The 20495-nt window shown below is 64.2% G+C and carries 12 protein-coding genes; 5 read left to right on the top strand and 7 right to left on the bottom strand.

Translation table 11 applies throughout. The features are described from left to right. Positions 1 to 563: 563 nt before the first annotated feature. Positions 564 to 4463, top strand: a complete 3900-nt coding sequence (locus I3J27_RS38190; protein WP_270163959.1) for an autotransporter domain-containing protein — start codon at positions 564 to 566, stop codon at positions 4461 to 4463. A gap of 63 nt (positions 4464 to 4526) precedes the next feature. On the opposite strand, the gene I3J27_RS38185 is transcribed toward I3J27_RS38190, so the two are convergent. Then, positions 4527 to 5360, bottom strand: coding sequence for an MlaD family protein (locus I3J27_RS38185; RefSeq protein ID WP_270163958.1), 834 nt, complete (start codon positions 5358 to 5360; stop codon positions 4527 to 4529). A gap of 144 nt (positions 5361 to 5504) precedes the next feature. Then, positions 5505 to 7718 carry an acetate--CoA ligase family protein gene (locus I3J27_RS38180; protein ID WP_270163957.1) on the bottom strand — a complete coding sequence of 738 codons (2214 nt, stop codon included), beginning with the start codon at positions 7716 to 7718 and terminating at the stop codon, positions 5505 to 5507. Positions 7719 to 7920: 202 nt separating this feature from the next. Between I3J27_RS38180 and I3J27_RS38175 the strand changes: the two genes are divergently transcribed. Continuing rightward, on the top strand, positions 7921 to 9567 hold the full coding sequence (locus I3J27_RS38175; RefSeq protein WP_270163955.1) for a glycosyltransferase family 2 protein: 1647 nt from the start codon (positions 7921 to 7923) through the stop codon (positions 9565 to 9567). A gap of 11 nt (positions 9568 to 9578) precedes the next feature. On the opposite strand, the gene I3J27_RS38170 is transcribed toward I3J27_RS38175, so the two are convergent. The 3 genes from I3J27_RS38170 to I3J27_RS38160 all read right to left on the bottom strand — a co-directional run bounded on the left by I3J27_RS38170 (position 9579) and on the right by I3J27_RS38160 (position 13653). Continuing rightward, a complete protein-coding gene (locus tag I3J27_RS38170) occupies positions 9579 to 10571 on the bottom strand; it encodes a glycosyltransferase family 2 protein (protein ID WP_270172987.1) in 993 nt (330 codons plus the stop codon). Positions 10572 to 10725: 154 nt separating this feature from the next. After that, positions 10726 to 11295 (bottom strand): class GN sortase, encoded by a 570-nt coding sequence (locus tag I3J27_RS38165; protein ID WP_270163954.1) that lies wholly within the window; start codon positions 11293 to 11295, stop codon positions 10726 to 10728. 96 nt (positions 11296 to 11391) lie between these two features. Continuing rightward, positions 11392 to 13653: a marine proteobacterial sortase target protein gene (locus tag I3J27_RS38160; RefSeq protein WP_270163953.1), complete on the bottom strand. Its 2262-nt coding sequence runs from the start codon at positions 13651 to 13653 to the stop codon at positions 11392 to 11394. Between the two features lie 187 nt (positions 13654 to 13840). Here I3J27_RS38160 and I3J27_RS38155 point away from each other — a divergent pair, with 187 nt between their 5' ends. Both I3J27_RS38155 and I3J27_RS38150 read left to right on the top strand, forming a co-directional pair. Next, positions 13841 to 14611, top strand: coding sequence for a helix-turn-helix transcriptional regulator (locus tag I3J27_RS38155; protein WP_270163952.1), 771 nt, complete (start codon positions 13841 to 13843; stop codon positions 14609 to 14611). Between the two features lie 49 nt (positions 14612 to 14660). Beyond that, complete coding sequence (locus tag I3J27_RS38150; RefSeq protein ID WP_270163951.1) at positions 14661 to 16172, top strand: glycosyltransferase family 2 protein; 1512 nt, start codon at positions 14661 to 14663, stop codon at positions 16170 to 16172. 49 nt (positions 16173 to 16221) lie between these two features. Here I3J27_RS38150 and I3J27_RS38145 read toward each other — a convergent pair whose 3' ends face one another. Together I3J27_RS38145 and I3J27_RS38140 are read right to left on the bottom strand one after the other, a co-directional pair. Then, complete coding sequence (locus I3J27_RS38145; RefSeq protein WP_270163950.1) at positions 16222 to 17442, bottom strand: ABC transporter substrate-binding protein; 1221 nt, start codon at positions 17440 to 17442, stop codon at positions 16222 to 16224. Between the two features lie 87 nt (positions 17443 to 17529). Next, on the bottom strand, positions 17530 to 19080 hold the full coding sequence (locus tag I3J27_RS38140; protein WP_270163949.1) for an acyl-CoA synthetase: 1551 nt from the start codon (positions 19078 to 19080) through the stop codon (positions 17530 to 17532). 268 nt (positions 19081 to 19348) lie between these two features. Here I3J27_RS38140 and I3J27_RS38135 point away from each other — a divergent pair, with 268 nt between their 5' ends. Further along, positions 19349 to 20485, top strand: coding sequence for an acyl-CoA dehydrogenase family protein (locus tag I3J27_RS38135; RefSeq protein WP_270163948.1), 1137 nt, complete (start codon positions 19349 to 19351; stop codon positions 20483 to 20485). Positions 20486 to 20495 lie beyond the last annotated feature (10 nt).

Genomic DNA, 20495 nt, shown 5'->3' with positions numbered 1-20495 from the left:
TGCAACGTCCGTCCCCGGCCTGCCCCCGGGGACGGACGGAATCGTGCTCTGGTTGCGAAGGCACCCCAAATGAGCGTTGCGCGGGTACAACACCGAGCCCGAAAGTTCCCGTTTTTCGGGTAACACGGCAAGATTCAGAAACATCACCGCAAAACTACGGAACACGACGTGCTAACCATCGCCGGGGAGCGCCGCAAGGCGCAGTGGCGTGGGGGTGTGGCGTGCCGATTCAGTGGCGAACTGGCGAACGCGATCGGCTGGGCGGAGGCGCCGCTGCGTTTCCGCTCATTTTGGTGGCTACCGCGATAGCTTGTTTTGGATTTGGCACGGACGCAGACGCGCAGAGCTATACCTGGGGAGGTACCGGCAGCTCGACCGCCACGACCGGTTATCAGCTGGACACCAACTGGTCCAACCCGCCAAGTGGCGCGCCGCCGGTATCTGCGGGGCAGTCGGCAGTTTTTGGTGCCACCGGCTCAGCATCGATCGTAACGGGCTTTGTGTCGCCTGGCTCCTGGACGTTCAGCGCCAATTCGCAATCCTACACGATCAGCGGCGATGACGTGACTTTCAGTCAGGCAGGCGTAAGCGGCGGCGTCACCAACAACGCCAATGCCGGCCAAACGATTTCCATCGCCAATAACCTCGGTCAGGCAGTGTCCGGCGTTCAGTTGACGCAGGCGGGATCCAGCACGCTGATCCTGACCGGAACCAACACCTACACCGGCGGCACCACGATCAGTGCGGGCACGCTGCAAATCGGCAACGGCGGCACAACCGGCTCCATCATCGGCGACGTTCTGAACGACGGAAGCCTGGTGTTCTCCCGGTCGAATGGTCTGGGCTATGGCGGAACGATTTCCGGTAGCGGCTCCGTAACGATTCAGAATACGCCCACTGGCTTCACTATCCTCACGGGAGCCAACACCTACACCGGCGGCACGACGATATCGTCCGGAACGCTGGTGCTGGGCAACGGTGCGGGCGGAGGCACCAGCGGCAGTATCGTCGGCGACGTCCTGAACAACGGCCAGCTTACATTCAACCGATCGGACGATATCACCTTCGACGGGCTGATCAGCGGGAGTGGCGCCGTCAGCAAGTTCGGCGCTGGCGTGCTGACGCTGACGGCAGACAACACCTATTCCAACGGTACGGTGATTGCCGCAGGCACCTTGCAACTCGGCAATGGCGGGACCAGCGGGAATATCGGATCCAGTACGGTCGACAACGGCGGAACGCTGGCCTTCAATCGCTCGGACACCTTCACGTTCAGCGCCGTCATCAGCGGGACCGGAAACGTTGTTCAAATGGGTCCCGGAACCACGGTGCTTGGCGCGGGTAATTCCTATTTGGGCGGGACGACCATCACGTCGGGTACGTTGCAAGTCACGAGCGACACCTCCGTGTCGAGTGGTGCCGTAACACTCAACGGCGGCACCTTCCAGGTCGACGGCGCCAGCGACTTGACCTTCGCGAACGCCTTCAATGTCAACACGGCGGGCGGCACCGTCGACAACAACGGCACCGTGCTGACGCTGGCGGGCGTCATCGCCAACGGCGATGGCAATACAGGTGTGCTGCAGGTGACAGACTCCAGTGGCGGTTTCGGCACCACGATCCTGTCCGCAGTGAACACCTACAGCGGGGGCACCAGGGTCGTCGGTGCCACCCTTCAGGTCACCAACGATCAATCGGCGGGCACGGGCACGATCACGCTCGAATCCGGCTCGTTCCAGGCCGATGGCTTCAGCGATCTCACTATTGCCAACAATTTCAAGATCAACAGCGGCGGCTCCGGCGGCGCCATCGATTCCAATGGGACAATGTTGACGATCGCCGGAAATATCTCCGACGGCGCTGGAGCGGGCAAGCTCACGGTCCTGGACAATTCGTTCGGGAGCGGTGTCGTGGTGCTCACCGGCACGAATACCTACACCGGAGGCACCTTCATCTGCTCATGTGCGGCACTGCAACTAGGCGATGCGACCCGCAGCGGCAGCATTGTCGGGGCCGTCATCAACGAGGGCTTCTTCAGCATCGTCAATGCCGACACGTCGGGCGTCACGATGCTTTTCAACGACTTTTCCGGCACGACGCAGTTCCTCAACGCGACCTCCGCCAGCTCTATGGTGATCACCAACAACGGGCAGATCTATTTCGGAGATCCGTTTGGGGGCGGGACCGACACCGCCACGGCCGGCCGGGCGACCATCCTCAACGATGGCGGCTTGGTCGGCTTCTTTGGCCAGACCAACGCGGGCGCGGCCACCATCACCAACCAGAATGGCGGCGGCATCGCGTTCGTTGAGCAATCCTCGGCCGCGTCAGCTACGATCGTGAACAAGGATTTCGGCACGACCTTGTTTGGGACGTCGTCCGGATCTGATACGGCGACCGCCGGCAACGCAACGATCATCAACGAGGCTGATGGTCGGACCAGTTTCGGCGCGTTCGCGACGGCCGCCAATGCCACGATCATCACCAAGGACGGTGGCGAGACCTCGTTCTTCGACAACTCCACCGGCGGCAACGCGCGCTTCATCACGACGGGCACCGGTATCGTCGATTTCGGAGGCAGCCTCGGGCCGAACAGCGACCGGCGCATCACCGCCGGTTCGATCGAAGGTAGCGGCACCTACTACATCGGCGGGGGCAATACGCTCGTCGTCGGCGGCAACAATGCGTCGACAGAAGTCAGTGGTGTCATCGGCGATTTCAATCCGTGCGGTTGCGGTCCCGCCGGCTCCGGCTCGCTCGAAAAGGTCGGAAGCGGAAAGCTGATTCTGTCCGGCACCAACGCTTATACGGGCAGCACCACCGTGAACGGCGGCGTGCTCCAGGTCGATGGCTCGATCGCAGCTTCCAGTCTGACGACGGTGAACGCCGGTGGCGCACTCACCGGCATCGGTGTGGTTGGTGAAATGCAGGTCGCGAACGGTGGTATTTTTGCGCCGGGCTCGGGTACGCCGGGCTCCAGCATAACGGTTCAGGGCAGCCTCGCATTCCAGTCCGGCGCGCTCTATCTCGTTACGCTGAGTTCGGCCAGCTCGAGCTTTGCGGCCGTCACCGGCAACGTCGTGCTGAATGGCACAGTCGTTGCGCCGTTCCTGCCGGGAAGCACAGTGCTGCCGCGGTACACGATCATGCAGTTCGGCGGAGCCTCAAGCGGCAATTTCACGGGCGTTGCCACCTTCGGTGGCCTCGTCGGCACCACAACGGTGGGGGCCGGTGTCGTCTATCTCGATTTCGCGCTCGATTATGGCGCGAAGAACAATCTCAATGTCAATCAAAGCAACGTCGCCACCGCCCTTCAGGATTTCTTCAAGGCTAATGGTGGGTTGCCGGCGGTTTACGCCGGGCTCTCGCCGGCCGGCCTGACCCAGGCCTCCGGCGAATCGGCGACGGGATCGCAGCAGACGACGTTCGACGCGATGAACCTGTTCATCAGCCTGTTGACCGACGTGTTTGGTTCCGGGCGCAGCGGTGCGCCCGGTGCGACGCCCTATGCCGATGAGACGAGCGCGAATGCCTATGCGGCGACCGGCAAGGGCGCGCGTGACAAGACCACGCGCGACGCCTTCGCCTCGATCTCCCGCAAGGCGCCGGCCGCGACGTTCGAGCAGCGCTGGGATGTCTGGGCAGCCGGTTATGGCGGCTCGCAGACCACCGACGGCAACGTTGCGCTCGGCTCGAACAACACCAGCAGCAGCGTCTACGGCACCGCCGTCGGCCTCGACTATCGCTTCTCGCCGTCGACGATCGCAGGCTTTGCGCTGGCCGGCGGCGGCACCGGCTTCAACGTCAACGGGCTCGGCTGGGGCCGGTCCGACCTGTTCCAGGCCGGTGCTTTCGTGCGCCACACGATGGGGCCGGCCTATATCACGGCGGCGCTGGCCTATGGCTGGCAGGACGTCACGACCAACCGCATCGTCACGGCTGCCGGCATCGATCAGTTGCGCGCGCAGTTCAACGCCAACGCACTCTCGGGCCGGGTCGAAGGCGGTTACCGCTATGCCACGCAATGGATCGGTCTGACGCCCTATGCTGCCGCCCAGGCGACCCTGTTCAGCCTGCCGAACTATTCGGAGTTCGCGGTGGTCGGCAACAGCACCTTTGCGCTCAACTACGGTGCCAGGGACGTCACCAGCAGCCGCACCGAGCTCGGCCTGCGCGCGGACAAGTCGTTCGCTGCGGCGGGTGGCCTCATGACGTTGCGCGGCCGCCTCGCCTGGGCACATGACTACAATCCGGACCGCACCGTCGGCGCCGTGTTCCAGACGCTGCCGGGCGCGGCCTTCGTCGTCAACGGTGCGGCGCAGGCGCGCGATTCCGCACTGACCACGGCGTCGGTGCAGATGAGCTGGATGAACGGCTGGTCCGCGTCGGCGACCTTCGAGGGCGAGTTCTCGAACGTCACGCGCTCCTACGCCGGCAAGGGCGTCGTGCGCTACGCGTGGTGAACATCGTCGCTAGACCAGGCGGGACTGCCACCCTCCTCCTCCAGGGGAGGATCAGGAAGAGCCCTACTGCTTCTTCTGCGGCGGCTTGCGCGGTGGGCGCGGGGTGGCGGCTGCGGGCGCGGGCGTGCCGGCCATCTTGTTGGCGGCCTCGCTGACGTCGAGCAGCGAGCGACGGATATCCTCGAGATAGCCTGCCGATTTCTTCTTCATGGTATCGGCGAGCTCGTGCAATCCCCTGATCTTCTCGAACAGCTCGTCCGCCTTGCCGTCGGCAAAGCCGGGCACCACGCTTTCGATCTTCGTGACCGCCTTGTCGAAACCCGCAAAGGCGCTGTCGACCTTGGCCATGACGGAATCGATCTCGCCGCCCTTGCTCCTGAGATCGGCGGTATGGGCCTCGAACGTGTGCAGGCCCTCCTGGATCGCGGGGGCGTTGCTGACGATCGTGCGGTCGACGCTGTGCAGGGTGTCGACGATGGATTCGGCGTCGCTGAGATCGGCGGTCAGCACCGGGATGCCATCCGAGTCCAGCGGCACCGGCGGGGCAGCAGGTGCGCCTCCGATCAGCGAGATCGCGGCGACGCCGGTGAGGCCCTGGAATTCGATGCCTGCGACCGTGTCCTTGCGGATCGGCGCGGTGTTGTCGAGCATCACCAGCGCCACGATCTTGCGCGGACTGTCCAATTTGATCGACAGGATCTGGCCCGCCGGCACGCCGTCGAAATTGACCGGGCCACCGCGGCGCAGGCCGCTGGCCGATCCGCCCTCGAATACGACGCGCAACTGGCTGCGGCTCTGGATGGTGCGCCATTTCTGCACGCCGAGCACGCCGCCGAACGCCACGGCGATCGCCGCCAGCGTCACGGTTCCGATGACAAGGTTGCTCGCGCGTGCCATGCAGGCTGAGTCTACGGCCAAAGCGGGGAGGTTGGAAGGAGCTGCAATGGTACGCAGGGCGGGTTAGCGAAGCGTAACCCGCCGTTATCCCTCCCGCGGCGCAAATTGGCGGATTACGCTTGCGCTGATCCGCCCTGCGTACCTTCAATGCCCGGCGGCGCTCTTGGCTGCAGCGTTGTTCAGCACGATCAGGGCATCGACGGCGACGCCCGTTCTGGTGTTGATCAGGAACGGGTTGATGTCGATCGAGGCGATCCGGTCGCCCGCATCGGCGATCAGGTTGGACAGGCCGACCAGCGCCTTCACCGCCGAGGCCTCGTGCAAGGCCGGCTTGCCGCGATAGCCGCGCATCTTGATGCCGGCCTTGGTGCGGCCGATCAGGAGCCGCGCCTCGGCCTCGTCCAGCGGCGCGCCGGCCAGCGCGACGTCCTTCATCAGCTCGATGTCGATGCCGCCGGTGCCGAACAGCACGACCGGGCCCATCTCGGCATCCAGTGAGGCGCCGACCACGAGCTCGAGATCGGCCTTGACCTGCTGCGCGATCAAAATGCCGTCGAGCTTCGGCTTGCCCTTCAGCTTCGCCACCCGCGCAGTGATGTCGGTGAACGCCTTCTTCACCTCGGCTGGGCTGTTGAGGTTCAGCACCACGCCGCCGATGTCGGATTTGTGCAGGATCTCGGCGCTGACGAGCTTTGCCACCACCGGGAAGCCGATCTGCCTGGCGATCTTCACGGCCTCGGCCGCGGTCTGCGCGATGGCTTCCTTCGAAATCGGGATGCCATAGGCCTTCAAGAGCTTCTTCGAGGCGACCTCGTCGAGCGCGGCGCCGCTCGCCGATTTCAGCGCCTTCTCAAGGACGGTGCGCGCAGCGGGCTTCGAGCTCGAGACGATGTCGGGCACTTCCTTGCGCAGCCTGGCGTAGTCGAGCAGCGACTTGATCGCCGTTACGGCACGGTCCATGCCCTGCATCACCGCGAGATGCGGCAGCGATTTGCGCAAATCCTTGGTGAACTCGGTGAAGCCGATCGACATCGCGCTGATATAGATCACGGGCTTTGCGGCCCGGCTCGCCATCTCGTCGACGATGCGCAGATTGCGCTCGCGCAACTCGTGTGGCGCCTTGGGCAGCTCGGCATCGATGATGACGATGTCGATATCGGGATCGTCGATCATCAGCTTGATCGACTTCATGTAGACGGAGGGATCGACGACCGCGGCAAAGCCGGCGTCGAGCGGGTTGCCGACGATCGACCCCGGCCCGAGCATCTTCGCCAGCTCCGAGCCGACATGCGGGCTCAGCGGCGCAAAGTTCAGGCCTTCGGCATAGAATGCATCGAGCAGCATGCCGCGCTTGCCACCGGACAGCGTGACGGCGGCGAGGCGGTCGCCTTTGGGTACGGCCGAGTGGACGAAGCATTCGGTGGTCTCGATCAGCTCGTCGAGCCCGCCGACCCGGATCACGCCCTCGCGCGTTGCAATGGCGTCGAAGGTCTCGATCGAGCCCGCGAGCGCGCCGGTGTGCGCCATCGCCGCGGCGCGGCCGCCTTCGGACGCCCCAAGCTTGAGCGCAATCACCGGCTTGCTCGCAGCCCGCGCCGCCTTGCAGGCATCCCGGAACGCCTTGGTGTTACGCACGCCTTCGAGATAGACCACGATCACCTTGATGCTCGGATCCTCGGCGAAATAGCGCATCAGGTCCGGCGTCTCGAGCCCGGCTTCGTTGCCGGTCGTCACCATGTAACCGACCCCGACGCCGCGATCCTCCAGCGCCTGGCGGATCGCCATCACGATGGCGCCGGATTGCCCGGCGATCGCCACCGCGCCCTGCTCCATGGTGACGATGCGGTCGTCGATATTGGTGAAGAGCTTTTCGCCCGCGCTCAAATTGCCGAGGCAGTTCGGGCCGGTGACGGCGAGGCCCGTCTCGCGGATCGCGGCTTGCAATTCGGCGGCGAGCCTCTGGCTCTCCTCGTCCTGCAATTCGCTGAAGCCGGAGGTGACGATGGTGGCCGACCGCGCACCGGCCGCGGCGGCGTCGCGGATCACCTGAACGGCAAAGCGCGCCGGCACCAGCACCAGCACGTGATCGGGCCTTTCCGGCAGGCTGGCAAAGTCCTTGAAGCAAGGGACGCCCCAGATGGTCTCGCGCTTGGTGTTGACCGGATAGAGTCCGCCCTCGTAGCCGTACCTGACCAGATTGTTCCAGATGCGCTCGGCATAGTTGCCGGGTTTGTCGGTCGCGCCCACCAGCACGATATTGTGCGGATGCAACATGGCGTGGATGCCCTTGACGACATCGCTCGCGTCGGGCGACGGAGACCACGGGCTCGGAGAAACGGGAGATACCTGAGCTTCCATGGTGCTTCCTCACCCATTGTTCTTGTTGCGGCGCGCTGTCATGCGCCGGCGTCTGGCGGGACTGATCGTGACGGGCTCCATCCCGCGTGGCGGAATGGCGCGGCTTCGTGACAAAGGCTAGCATCACCAGACTTTTGGCGAAAGTGCGAACGGCGCGGCGAAGTGCTAGGACTTCGCGACGCTCATTCTCGCAATGGTGATCATGCCGCTGCTATCCGTCGTGGTGCCAACTCTCGATCGTCCGGACACGCTTCGTCATGCGCTCGCGACCATGGCGCGCCAGCCTGCGAATGCCGATTGCGAGTTCGTCGTCCAGAACAATGGCGGCAATCCCGAGATTGCCGAGATGGTCGCGGGTCTAAAGGACGCGCGCTTCAGGCACTTCGCCAGCGACGCCGTTCTCACCATGACCGACAATTGGGAGACCGCGCTCGGCCATGCCTCGGGCGAGTACGTCACCTTCATCGGCGATGACGACGCCCTGATGCCGTATGCCTGCGCGACCGCGGAGGACATTCTTTCGGGCCGGACGATCGATTTGCTGAGCTGGCGTGCCTACACTTATCACTGGCCGAACTACTACGATCCGGCTTTCCGCAACCGGCTGCTCGCGGAGATCGACCTCACCTCGTCCGCAAGGCGAGTCTCGTCACGGAACGAACTCATACGCATCTTCGGTTTTCAGGCGCACTATGCGCATCTGCCGATGATCTACAATTCGTTCGTCCGCCGCAGCATCATCGACCGGATGCGCGCGATCGGTGGCCGCTATTTCATCGGGCTGTCGCCCGACGTGGCCTCCGGTATCGCCAACGCCGCGCTGACCGACAGCTTCGTCCGCCTGTCGCGCCCTTTGAGCATGGCCGGATTCTCGCGGCACAGCACCGGCCATGCGCTGTTCTTCGAGACGACAGACCTGCTCGAAACGTCGCGCGGCGCCCGCGATTTCGGAGCCGTTGACGGCGATCCAGAACTCCCTGATCTCAACGCGCTCCAGCTCTTTATCGCCAAGGACATGCTCGTCCTGAAGCGCCTGCTGCTGGCGGATGACGACGATGTGCGGCTCGACTTCAAGGCGCTGGCGCAGGCGCTTGCGACCGACATCAACAATCGGCCGCTCCTGTACGACCGGACCGTGCAGACCATCGGCGAGCTCGCCCACACCCATGGTTTCGATGCGGCCGACATCATCATTCCGGCACGCCTTGCAGATCGTCCGCCGCCCGGCCGGGGCGTCCGCGTAACCGGGCCGAACCGTGCGATATACGAGCTGGATTGCGCTGCGCTCGGGCTCGATTCGATCGCGGATGCGGTGCGCCTGATCGCGCAGTTCGTTCCGGATCAGGCGCCGTTCGATCTCGCCGCCTTGGAGACGTCCGTGACCGTGCCGGTCCTTGGCGCAGACGAGCTCACATTCACACGCGACGGGACCGGTGTCGGGGCGTTGATCGAAGGATGGAGTGAGCCGGAGCAATGGGGCACCTGGTCGATCGCCAGAAATTGCGTGCTCCGCTTCGAGGTTCGCTCCGTTCCGTCACGGCCGACCGATGTTGTCCTGGCGTGCCGGGCATTCGTTTCCGAAGAAAATCCGGACCTGCGCGCCGTCTGCCGCGTCGGCAACGGAGCGCTCCAGCAACTCACCTTCTCGACGGACGCGTTCGCCGGCTTGCGCAGGTTGACGCTCGATCCCGGCGCGATTGCCGCCGACGGGACGCTGACCATTCGCCTGGCGCTCTCCGATCCGCGCTCGCCTGCGGATCTGGCATTGGGCGACGATGTGCGGCCGCTCGGCATCGGTGTCGAACGGATCTGGCTCGATCTCGGCGTTCGCGCTTCACAACGCCGCTGATCTCTGCTTTCTCAGTAGCGCAGCAGGCCCAGCCTGTAGGCATAGTGATACGCCAACTGCCTTGCGAGATAGGGCGCGATGGCGCGCCGGATCTGCATCTGGGTCGGATCGAAACCGAGAACGCGGCGCCGCAGGATGCCCATCTCCCTGACGCCGACGGCGTAGGTCGAAGCCGTCTTCTGCGCATCGTGGATGCGGAAGCAGGCGAGAAATCGCGGCAGGCGCACGAATTTGAATCCCGCTTCCTGCGCCCGCATGATGAAGTCCCAGTCCATGGCGTAATGGAAGCTCTCGTCGATCGGCCCGATCCTGTCCCACACGCGCTTGCGCCAGAACATGGTCTCCTGCGGAATATAGTCGGCATATTGCAGCGCATTGCCGTCATGGGGCGGCAGCACGGCGCGTCCGACCTCGAGCCCCTCGCGGTCGATGAAGACGCGGTGGCCGTAGACGACGTCGACATCGGGATGCGACACGAAGTAGTTGGCGACGTGGGCGAGCGTTCCGGGCAGCAGCATGTCGTCGCTGTTGAGATAGGCCATGATCTCGCAGTCGGCGCCGGCGAAGCCGAGATTGATGGCGTTCGACTGTCCCTTGTCCGGCGCGCTGGTCCAGCTGACGCTGTCGCCGAGGCTCTTCAGGAGATCGACTGTGCCGTCGATCGAGGCGCCGTCCTGCACGTGGTAAGTCAGGTTCGGATAGTTCTGGCTCACGACGCTCTCGATCGTGGCACCGAGATATTGCACGTGGTTGTAGCTCGGGGTGACCATCGCGATTCGGGGCGCATGCCCAGTGATCGCGGGAGCCGGCGGGGAGACGTTCAGGTTGAGCAGGCGCGGCGGGTACTGCTCGAAGGTCCATATCGGCGGGCGCCGCCAGAGGCTGCGAAGAGAGGAGCGTCTTTGCCCGGAGGCAATGAGTTCCTGGTTCCTCTCCAACAGCGCGACACGGTTTTCGAGCTGCCCCAGCCGCTGTTCGAGGCGCTGCCTGAACTCGTCGTCCATCACCGGTCGTCCTGAAAATTGCAGCATCAGAAAAATCAATCGACCATTCTTATAGGTCTACGGACGACGGCGCCAGTTCAGCGGTTCCATCAGGCGCGGTTGCCCGGCTGTTTGGCGCGGTCTTTCCCGATCCGGGATGGCCGATTGCGAACCGCTATTCATCGGTTGCCATCAAGGTGGCATGCAAGATGTAGCGCTCGGGACCGGACGTGACGGCATCGAACGGCCAGCAGGTCGCGAGCACCAGCTCGAAATCCTGCGTAGCGGGATCGATGCCCGATGCATCGAAACGAACGATAGCGGAGGCATCCGCTCGATAGCGGAAGTGTTTGCCGTCACTGCGTGTGACATCGATTACGTCACCAATGGCAACATTCCGCAAGAAACGGAAATGTGTGTCGCGATGGGCTGCATATACCGCGATACCGCGGTCGCCCGCATCAACCGTTTGGTCGATATGGCCGGGTCCGAAAGCAAGCGCCTGGCCGCTGGTGCCTCCCAGCACGATGGCGCTGGCGCCGATCCGCTTCACCTCGATCCGCGCGACCGGCCAGGTGTCGGCCCATGACCATGGCTTGACCGCTTCGCCGGTCACGACGCTCCTGTCGAACGCACGCTCCAGCAGCACCTGCGCCAGCCAGGCTTTGGCATGGATGTAGGCGCCGTCGCCGAGCAGGATGAGGCCGATCAGCGCGAGAGCCAGGGGAGAGATGAGGCGGGGCATTTGTTTCGCAATGACAGCAAGAAAAAGGCGCGCGCGGCCGTTGGTGTGGGACGGGCGACCGCGCGCGCTAACAGAGGAGTTCGGGGGGCTCCTCTCTCAAGCGGCGTCAGTGAGCAAGGGCTGACGCCGGTTGAACACGAACAGGATCAGGGCGAGCACGATCAGGATGAAGCCTCCGATCATCTTCAGCTCGGCCGAGGTTGCAGTCTTGGGCAGGCGGATCGCGTCGGGCACCGTGGGTGTCGGCCGCCTGGTCGCAGGCTGGTTGCGCGCGTCGGCATGGCGCTCGCGGAGCTGCGCGGGCAGCGGCTGTCGTTCGCCAAAGACCTTCGCGAAATCCCAGCCGGCCGGCAGGTTGATCGGCAATTCGCTGAGCTTGAGCGGCGTGCCCTCGGGGCGGCTCGGCGTCTTGTCGACCGCGACGAGGCTGGTCAGGCGCGTGACGATCTGATGGTCAAGCGCCAGCGCCAGGATCGCCTTGTCGGAGTCTTCCGGCGTCATCTCGCGCAGGGTGCGCGCCACCTCGGCATCGCCGATCTTGCGTTTGGCCCAAAGCTTCGACAGGCCCTTGCCTTCGGCGGCGTTTTGCAGCGGCAGCGTCACCGACCACGGACGGTCGCCGACGCGGCCTTTGATTTCGAGCGAGCCCGCGAGCTTGTCGAGTTTTGCTGCCAGCACCAGCGGCTCGTCGCGATAGACGTCGGGAATGATCGCCGGCCTCAAATCGGCCTTCGCGTCGGAGAACTTTGCGCTGAGGCCGGTCACGGCGGGGTTCTCCAGCTTGGCGAACAGGCCGCGCATGCGCTCCTCAACCTGCTCGACCGAGCCGATATGGGTGAAGGCACCGCGGCCGAGCTCGGCGGCGCGCGTCATCAGATAAGTGTTGGGCGCGGAGCCGATGCCGACCATGAAGATGCGCGAGCGGCCGCGCATCGCATTGATCGTCTCGAACAATTGCTGCTCGTTGCCGATCGCGCCGTCGGTCAGGAACACGATTTGACGAACCATGCTGGTGTCGCCGAGCTTGTCGGTCAGAGCGGCGCGCATCGCCGGCACCATCTCGGTGCCGCCGCGCGCCTGCAATGCGTCGACGAACGAGGTCGCGTCCCTGACATGCGCCGCGTCGGCCGGCACGGAGGCCGGAAACAGAACGTCCATGGTGTCGTCGAAACGGATCACGTTGAAGCGGTCGGTCGGCTGGAGACGGGAGAGCGCGTAAGTCAGGCTCGCCTTGGCCTGAACGATCGACGTGCCGCCCATCGAGCCGGAATTGTCGATCACGAACACCACCTCACGCGGCAGCGGCTTCTGCGTCGCCTGCTCGGCGCTGGGCGGCGTGACGAAGGCGAGCAGATAATCGGTATCGCCGACGCGCTCGCGGAACAGGCCGACCGACGGGGCCTTCTCCGCGGCGGGCTTCCAGGTCAGCTCGAAATCGCGGTCGGCAGGTACGGCACCGTCGGCAAGCGTGACGATTCGCGTCGCATTGTCCGGGCTCTCGATCTTGACGTTATGATGCTGGCTCTTGACCTCGCCGAGTGCAAAGCCGGCCTTCAGGCGCACGGTGATGCTGGTCGGATTGACCGCTGCGTGCTTTGCGGGATCCAGTACTTGGGGCGAGATGCGCTCGCGGTCCGGCACCGGGTCCGAATGGGTCGCGCCCCAGCCCGAGCCGTCCTGGCGGAAGTCGACGCTCTGCACGATCGGCGTTGGATTGTAGCGCGGGCCGACCACCAGCGGCAGCCGCAGCGAATATTCGTCACCGCTTTGATGCACCGGCTCCTGATATTCGATCTGCACCAGCACGGTTTCGCCGGGGCCGATATTGGCGAGCGAATTGGTGAAGATGTTCGGCCGTTCCTGCTCGGTGAGTGCGGCCCTCTGGCCGGCGCGGCGCGCCTCTTCGTAGATCACGCGCGCCTGCTGCCGTTCCTTGATGTCGCCGACGATGATTCGGTCGCCGACCACCATCTTCAACGTATCGACAGCGCCGCCGGTCGGAAGCGGATAGACATAGGTCGCCTCGACCCAATCCTTGGTCGGGTTGCGGAAGATTTGCGTGACCCGGGCGCGCAGCGTCGGGCCCGATACGGTGATGTCGACGTCGATGCCGAGACGGATCGCCTCGGTGGTGGCGCCGTCCTCCTTCAGGAGAAGCGTACCGGACCTGGCCTCTCCGGGCTGGAGCAGGCCGGCTTGCTCCGTCGTCGCCGACCAACTCTCCCCGAAACTGACGAGCAGGGCCACGAAGGCCATCAGCATCACCGCGATCCCCCGCGCGAGAAGAAACAATCCAAGCTTGATCAAGCGATTCAACATGGGGTGCTCGTCGTTGTCGGCTGTGTCGTAGGTGTCCATTTGGCCTGCTCCCGAAGGACGTTTGCTGGCTCTGAGCATTCGCCGGGAGAGCCCGTTTTCGCGAGCAGAATGATCGGCAATGTTCCGCCGCGGCCGGCCGGGCACACCGGTCGCCCGGGCCGCCATGTGCGGTTTTGTGCTGGTTTGTCCGGCCTGCTAGAATGGTCGTCCTGGAGCAGGGTCGACGATGCAGATGCAGGATAAACTCACGGACAAGCAGCTTTCGGACGAGCAGAGCCGGGAGATTGCCGAGACCATTCGGGAGGAGCTTGCGAGGCGCCGGATCTCCCGGCAGGCGCTGGCCGAGCAGGCCAAGCTCAGCCTGTCGACCCTGGAGAAGGTGCTCGGCGGCCGCCGGCCCTTCACGCTGGCGACGACGGTGCGGCTGGAGCAGGCCCTGGGTGTCTCCTTGCGCAAGAGCGCCGTCGTGATGACGCCTCCGGCCGCAAACGATGTCGCGCCCGACAGCCTTGGCTCCTATTCGCATCGCGCGGTAACCTGGCTCGAGGACGTCTACATCACGCTGCGGCCGTCCTTCGGCGACAAGGACGCAATTTTTGCTTACCGTACCGAGATCGTCTGGGAGCCGAAGGTCTCTTCGCTGGTCTTCCGCGAGGGCGATCGGACCGATGCGGCCTACGAGCATACCGGCGAGGTCGCCGTCCCCCACCAGTCCGGCTTCATCTACCTCGTCATCATCAAGCACGGCCAGCATCGCGTGATCACGGTGTCGCGGCCGACGGTGGCGGGCGAGATGTACGGCATCATCTCGACGCTCCGCGCCGGCTCCGGCTCGCAACTGACGCCGGTCGCAGCGCCGATCGCCTATGTGCCGCTCCGCAACGTCCCGCAGCCATCGCTGGGACGGGTCGGGCCTGGCGATGCCAACCACGCGTTGTATGGACGGCATCTGCGCCGCACGGTGGAAGAATCGTTCGCGGTGTTTCTGTCGGTATAGTCCGCGAGAAAGAGTCCGAAAATGGCGTCGTATGCGTCTATAAGGGGGCATGCAGGACGCGCCCGTACGTGACGGCGGCGAATCTCCGCTGTTCTCGATCATCATCCCGCTCGAATATCACCGCGGGCAGTGGGAGCTGTCCTGGCTCGGCTGGGTATCGCAGACCGCGGACAAATCGCTTTACGAGATCATTTTGGTGGTGCCGCCCGATTTCACCGCGCGCGACGAGCTCGTGGTGCTTGCCGGCAATCAGGCCCGGATTGAGGATGCTGGTTTCGAGCACGATATCGGGCTCTGTGCGTTCGGTGCGACCAAGGCCCGCGGCAAATATCTGTTCTTCACGGAATCGCATTGCCGGCCCGAGCCCGACGTGATCGAGCTCTGTATCCGCGCGATCGATGCGCATCCCGATTGGGCGGGCTTCTCCTGCCAGTCGGTGCCGATCTGCCATAACCGCCTGTCCGTGGCGGAAGCTGCGATGTACCAGGCCGACATCGAGTTCGGCATGAAGCAGCATCCATGGCGCAAGGTGCTCGACCAGTGCTTCGTGACGCGAAGCGACGTCTATTGGGAATGCGGCGGCTTGCGCGAAGAGCTCGGCCATTTCGCCGAATGGGTGCTCGCTGCCGCTTACCACGCGAGGGGGCATGCGATCGGTTATCTCGAGGAAGCGCGCTTCCATCACTACTATGTCGGCGAGGTCGGCGAACTGAAAAAGTTCACGCTCGATTTCGTGCAGGGCGAGATCCGTTATCTCAGCGAGGCACGCAATGATCCCGGCAGCGAGCTGCTCGAGATTCCGGTCGAATGGCGCGAACGGGACCAGCGCGATGCATTGCTCGCCCGCAATGCATTGAATGCGCTCATGCGCGACAGCCTCGCGGGCCGGGGCTGGAAGCGACCTGACGAAATGCTCCGATCCCTCCGGCGCTGGGCCATGCCGGCGTTGCGCGGGGATCTCGGTGTCCGCACGGCGGCGCGCCTGACGGCCATATACGCACGCGCGGTCCTGACCGGACTGGGGTACATCGGATCGAGCGACGCGATCGGTCGATGGATGAAGTGCTACATCGCTTCACTGATACGCCTTCAACGGCTCGACTGTATTCATCACGCGCACCGGCAGGCCGGGCCGGTCGCCGGGTTGATGGGAAAGCAAATTATCGCGCAGATCGGATTCCATGCCGAGGAATCTTCCGCCGGCCATACTTTCCGCTGGAGCGAGCCGCAGGCTGCCGTGCGGATCAAGGGAACGCCCGGCCGCAACATCGTCCGCATTCGAAGTCCCGCACTTCGCGCGCCGCTGGACACGATCGGCACGTATTTCTATCTCGACGGTAAACCTGTCGATCCCGAGGCGATCGTGACGGGTAGCGACAGCTACACGCTCAATCTCGACATGCCCCCATCCGGCATCGCCACTCTCGCATGGGCGTGCCCCGTGCTCAGAGGCGTCGGCGACTCACGCCGTCTCGGCCTGTCGATCGTTTCCATCGACGTCGGTCAGGAGACGTCCGAGGCCGAGGCCGGGGATTGCGTGGCCGCATTCCCAAAAGAATAGCGGCCCTTCGGCCGCTATTCGATGGCTTCAAACGGAAGGTTCGGTCGAACTAGCCGCCCGTTTCGGCGCTGATGATGTCGCCGAACAGCTCCCACTGGCCCTTCTTGAACCGCCACATCTTGAGCTGCTCGATCGGCGCGAAGTCCGTGGCGGAGGTGTTGATCTTGATGCCCGGGATCAGCGTGTCGGGGACGAAGTCCTTGAGGCTGGCGGCCTGCTTCATCACGTTCTCGCGGGTCAGATTGTCGCCTGACAGCTTCAGCACCTGCACCATGGTTTGGGCTGCGGCATAGGCGTAGACCAGATTGGCGTCCGAAATGTTCGCGCCGGGCATGTACTTGTCGATGAAGGCCATGAATTTCTTCATGCCCTCGTCGTCCTTCCACTGCGGGTCCGAGGCATCCTTCAGATAGCCGGCCGAGAGCACGCCTTCGGAGGCCTCGAGGCCCGCTGGCTTCATCACCGCACCGATGGACACCGAGACGTCGGTCATCAGGTGCATCGGCTTCCACTCCAGCTCCGCGATCTTCTTGATGGCTTGTGCCGCGAATTTCGGTGTCGAGATGTTCACGAAGACATCGGCGCCGGTGCCCTTGAGCTTGACGATATGCGCATCGATCGACGGCTCCGACGTCTCGTAGCTCTCTTCGGCGACGATCATCTTCGAGGCCCTGTCGCCGAACACGTCCTTGATGCCGGCGAGGTAGTCCTTGCCGAAATCGTCGTTGGCATAGAAGATCGCGACCTTGGCGTCCGGCTTCTCCTTCAAAATGTATTTTGCGAAGATCTGCGCCTCGACCCGGTAGCTGGGCTGGAAGCCCATGGTCCAGGGAAAGTTCTTCGGGTCGTTCCACTTGCTGGCGCCGGTGGCGAGGAAGAGCTGCGGCACCTTCTTGGAATTGTGATATTTCTGCACGGCGGTCTGGGTCGGCGTCCCAAGCGCGTTGAACACCAGGAACACCTCGTCGCTCTCGATCAGCTTGCGGATCTGCTCCACGGTCTTCGGCGGCGAGTAACCGTCGTCATAGGAGATCCAGTTGATCTTGCGGCCGTTGATGCCGCCCTGATCGTTGATCATCTTGAAATAGGCTTCCTCGGTCTTGCCGATGATGCCGTAAGCGGAAGCCGGACCGGAATAGGCCTCGACATTGCCGATCTTGATCTCGGTGTCGGTGACGCCGGTGTCGTACGCCTTCTGCGCATGGGCGGACGGGGTCGCAAGCAGCGCCATCGCCGTTGCTGCGGCAAGCAAAGAGAGTTTCTTGTTCATGAAAATTCCTTGGGGTTTTCTTTAGGGTTTCTTCTGGTCGGAGCAGGCACGTCGAAAAGAGAAAAGCGCCCGCGAGGGGCGCTTCGATCAGGCGTTGGCGACTTTCTTGTCGACTTCCGATGTCACCGAGAATTCCTTCCGCAAGGTCGGCTTGTGGATCTTGCCGGTGGCGTTGCGTGGCAGCGCATCGACGAAGCGAACCTGGCGCGGGCACTTGAAGCGGGCGAGATTTGCCGCGCAATGCGCGAAGACATCCGCCTCGGTCAGCCGCTGGCCCGGCTTGGCCGCGACGATGGCAAGGCCGACCTCGCCCCATTGCGGATCGGGAATGCCGATCACCGCGGCTTCCGCGATCGCGGCGAGCTGGTGCAGGACGTTCTCGACCTCGGCCGGATAGACGTTCTCGCCGCCGGAGATGTACATGTCCTTCCAGCGGTCGACGATGTAGTAGAAGCCTTCCTCGTCGACGCGCGTCGCATCGCCCGTGTGCAGCCAGCCATCGGTGAAGGAGGTCTGGTTCGCCTCCGGCCTGTTCCAGTAGCCCGGCGTGATGTTCGGTCCCTTCACCCAGAGCTCGCCGAGCTCACCGACATCGGCGTCGCTGCCGTCGGGGCGCACGATCCGAACCTCGGTATGCAGCACCGGCTTGCCGGCGGAGCCGGCCTTGCGTGCTGCATCTTCGCGGTCGAGCACCAGCACGGCCGGCGAGGTCTCGGTCATACCGTAGCCCTGCTGAAGCGCGACGCCGCGCGCCTCCCACACCTTCAGCAGCGGCACCGGAATCGGTGCGCCGCCGACACCACCGACGATCAGCCGGCTGAGATCGGTGGTCGCGAAGGCCGGATGCTGTGCCATGAACTGGTAGATCGCGGGCACGCCGAAGAACACGTTGATGCCCTGCGCGGGATCGTTGATCAGGCCGAGCGCCGTGCCGGGATCGAAGGCGCGCATGATCATCACGGTGCCGCCGGCATGCAGCACCGGATTGGTGTAGCAATTGAGACCACCGGTGTGGAACAGCGGCAGCACGGTGAGCAGCACCGAGGCCGGCCCGATGCAGGCAGGGCCGCCGAGATTGACGCAATTCCAGAAGGTCATGCCATGGGTGATGGTCGCGCCCTTCGGATGTCCCGTGGTGCCTGACGTGTACATGATGGTCGAGACATCATCGAGCGTGACCTCCTCGGCGCGGTCGAGCGGCTTCGCGGCCGCGATGCCGGCCTCATAGGCGCCGCCGGGGCCAAGCAGCAGACTGGTCGCGATATTGCAGAGCTTTGCGACGCTCAGCGCCGTCTCGGCGAGATCGGTGTCGTGGATCATCACCTTCGGTGCGCAGTCACCGGTGATGAACTGAAGCTCGGGAACGGTCAGGCGGGTGTTGAGCGGCACAAAGATCGCACCCAGCCGCCCGCAGGCGAACTGCACCTCCAGCGTATCGGTCGTGTTCAGCGCCAGCACCGCGACGCGGTCGCCGCGCGAGACCTTGTGCGTGTCGCGAAGGGATGAAGCGAGACGCGAAACTCGGGCGTCGAGCTGCGAATAAGTGAAGCGGCGCTCGCTCGCGAGGTCGATCACCGCGACCTTATCAGGCGTGCGGCGGCCGTGGTGGACGATCCAGTCGTAGTAACGAACGGCCAAAAATCCCTCCCTCGGCGGTCTTGTGCCGCCTGCGTTCCTGCTATCGTGCGCTATGCCCGGCATGGCCCTGGGACCGGCCGGAGTTTGTGCACCACGTCTTTTTTTGACTTGGAGTTGGCGCGCGAGGGGCGAAAATCGTCTTGCGTTGAGTTGCTAGAGGCAGGCACCGTCCGGCGTGGCTCCTTCCGGTCAGCCACTCCGCGCAAGTGAGCCGCCAAGGTTCCGGCCATGGTTGACGCGACGAATCCGTCTGCGAGGCAACAATGCGATGAAGAGCCCGTTCTATACCGCCGAGCACGACGCTTTCCGCGATGTGATGCGGCGCTTCGTCGACAAGGAGATCGCACCCTTCGCCCATGAATGGGACGAGGCCGGCGAATTCCCGCGCGCACTTTATCGCAAGGCGGCCGGGATCGGCCTGTTGGGACTCGGATTCCCCGAGGAATATGGCGGGATCGCCGCCGACCAGTTCATGAAGATCGTCGCGAGCCAGGAGCTGGCGTGGGCTGGCGCCGGCGGAATCAGCGCAAGCCTGATGAGCCACACCATCGGCTCGCCGCCGATCGCGCGCGCGGCGCGGCCCGAGGTGAAGGCGCGCGTGCTGCCGCAGGTGCTCGCCGGCGAGAAGATTTCCGCGCTGGCGATCACCGAGCCGGGCGGCGGCTCCGATGTCGCGAACCTCCGCACCCGGGCGCGGCGCGATGGCGATCACTACGTCGTGAGCGGTGAGAAGACCTTCATCACCTCCGGCATGCGCGCCGATTATCTGACCGTTGCCGTGCGCACCGGCGGCGAGGGCGCCGGCGGCGTCAGCCTGCTCCTGATCGAGGGCGATACGCCCGGCCTGTCGCGCACCAAGCTCAAGAAGATGGGCTGGTGGGCCTCCGACACCGCGACCTTGCATTTCGACGAATGCCGCGTGCCGGCCGGAAACCTGATCGGCGAGGAGGGGCAGGGCTTCAAGATCATCATGCAGAACTTCAACAGCGAGCGCATGGGCATGGCGGCGGGCTGCACTGCTTTCGCCGGCGTCTGCCTCGACGAAGCCATTGCCTACGCCAGGGAGCGCAAGACCTTCGGCAAGCCGCTCGCCCAGCATCAGGTGATCCGCCACAAGATCGTCGACATGGCGCAGAAGGTTGCGGCGTCGCAAGCGATGCTGGAGATGCTGGCGTGGCGGCTCGAGCAGGGCGAAAGCCCGGTCGCCGAAATCTGCATGATGAAGAACCAGGCGACGCAGACCATGGCGTTCTGCGCCTCGGAGGCCGTGCAGATCTTCGGCGGCGCCGGCTTCATGCGCGGCATCAAGGCCGAGCGCATCTACCGCGAGGTCAAGGTCAATGCCATCGGCGGCGGCACCGAGGAGATCATGAAGGATCTGGCCTCGCGGCAGATGGGGTTGTGATAAGGGGAAG

The sequence above is a fragment of the Bradyrhizobium xenonodulans genome (genome assembly GCF_027594865.1).
GTDB classification, from domain to species: Bacteria; Pseudomonadota; Alphaproteobacteria; order Rhizobiales; family Xanthobacteraceae; genus Bradyrhizobium; species Bradyrhizobium xenonodulans.
The sequence above is the reverse complement of the archived record's forward strand: the minus strand, read 5'-3'. Positions and strand labels throughout refer to the sequence as shown.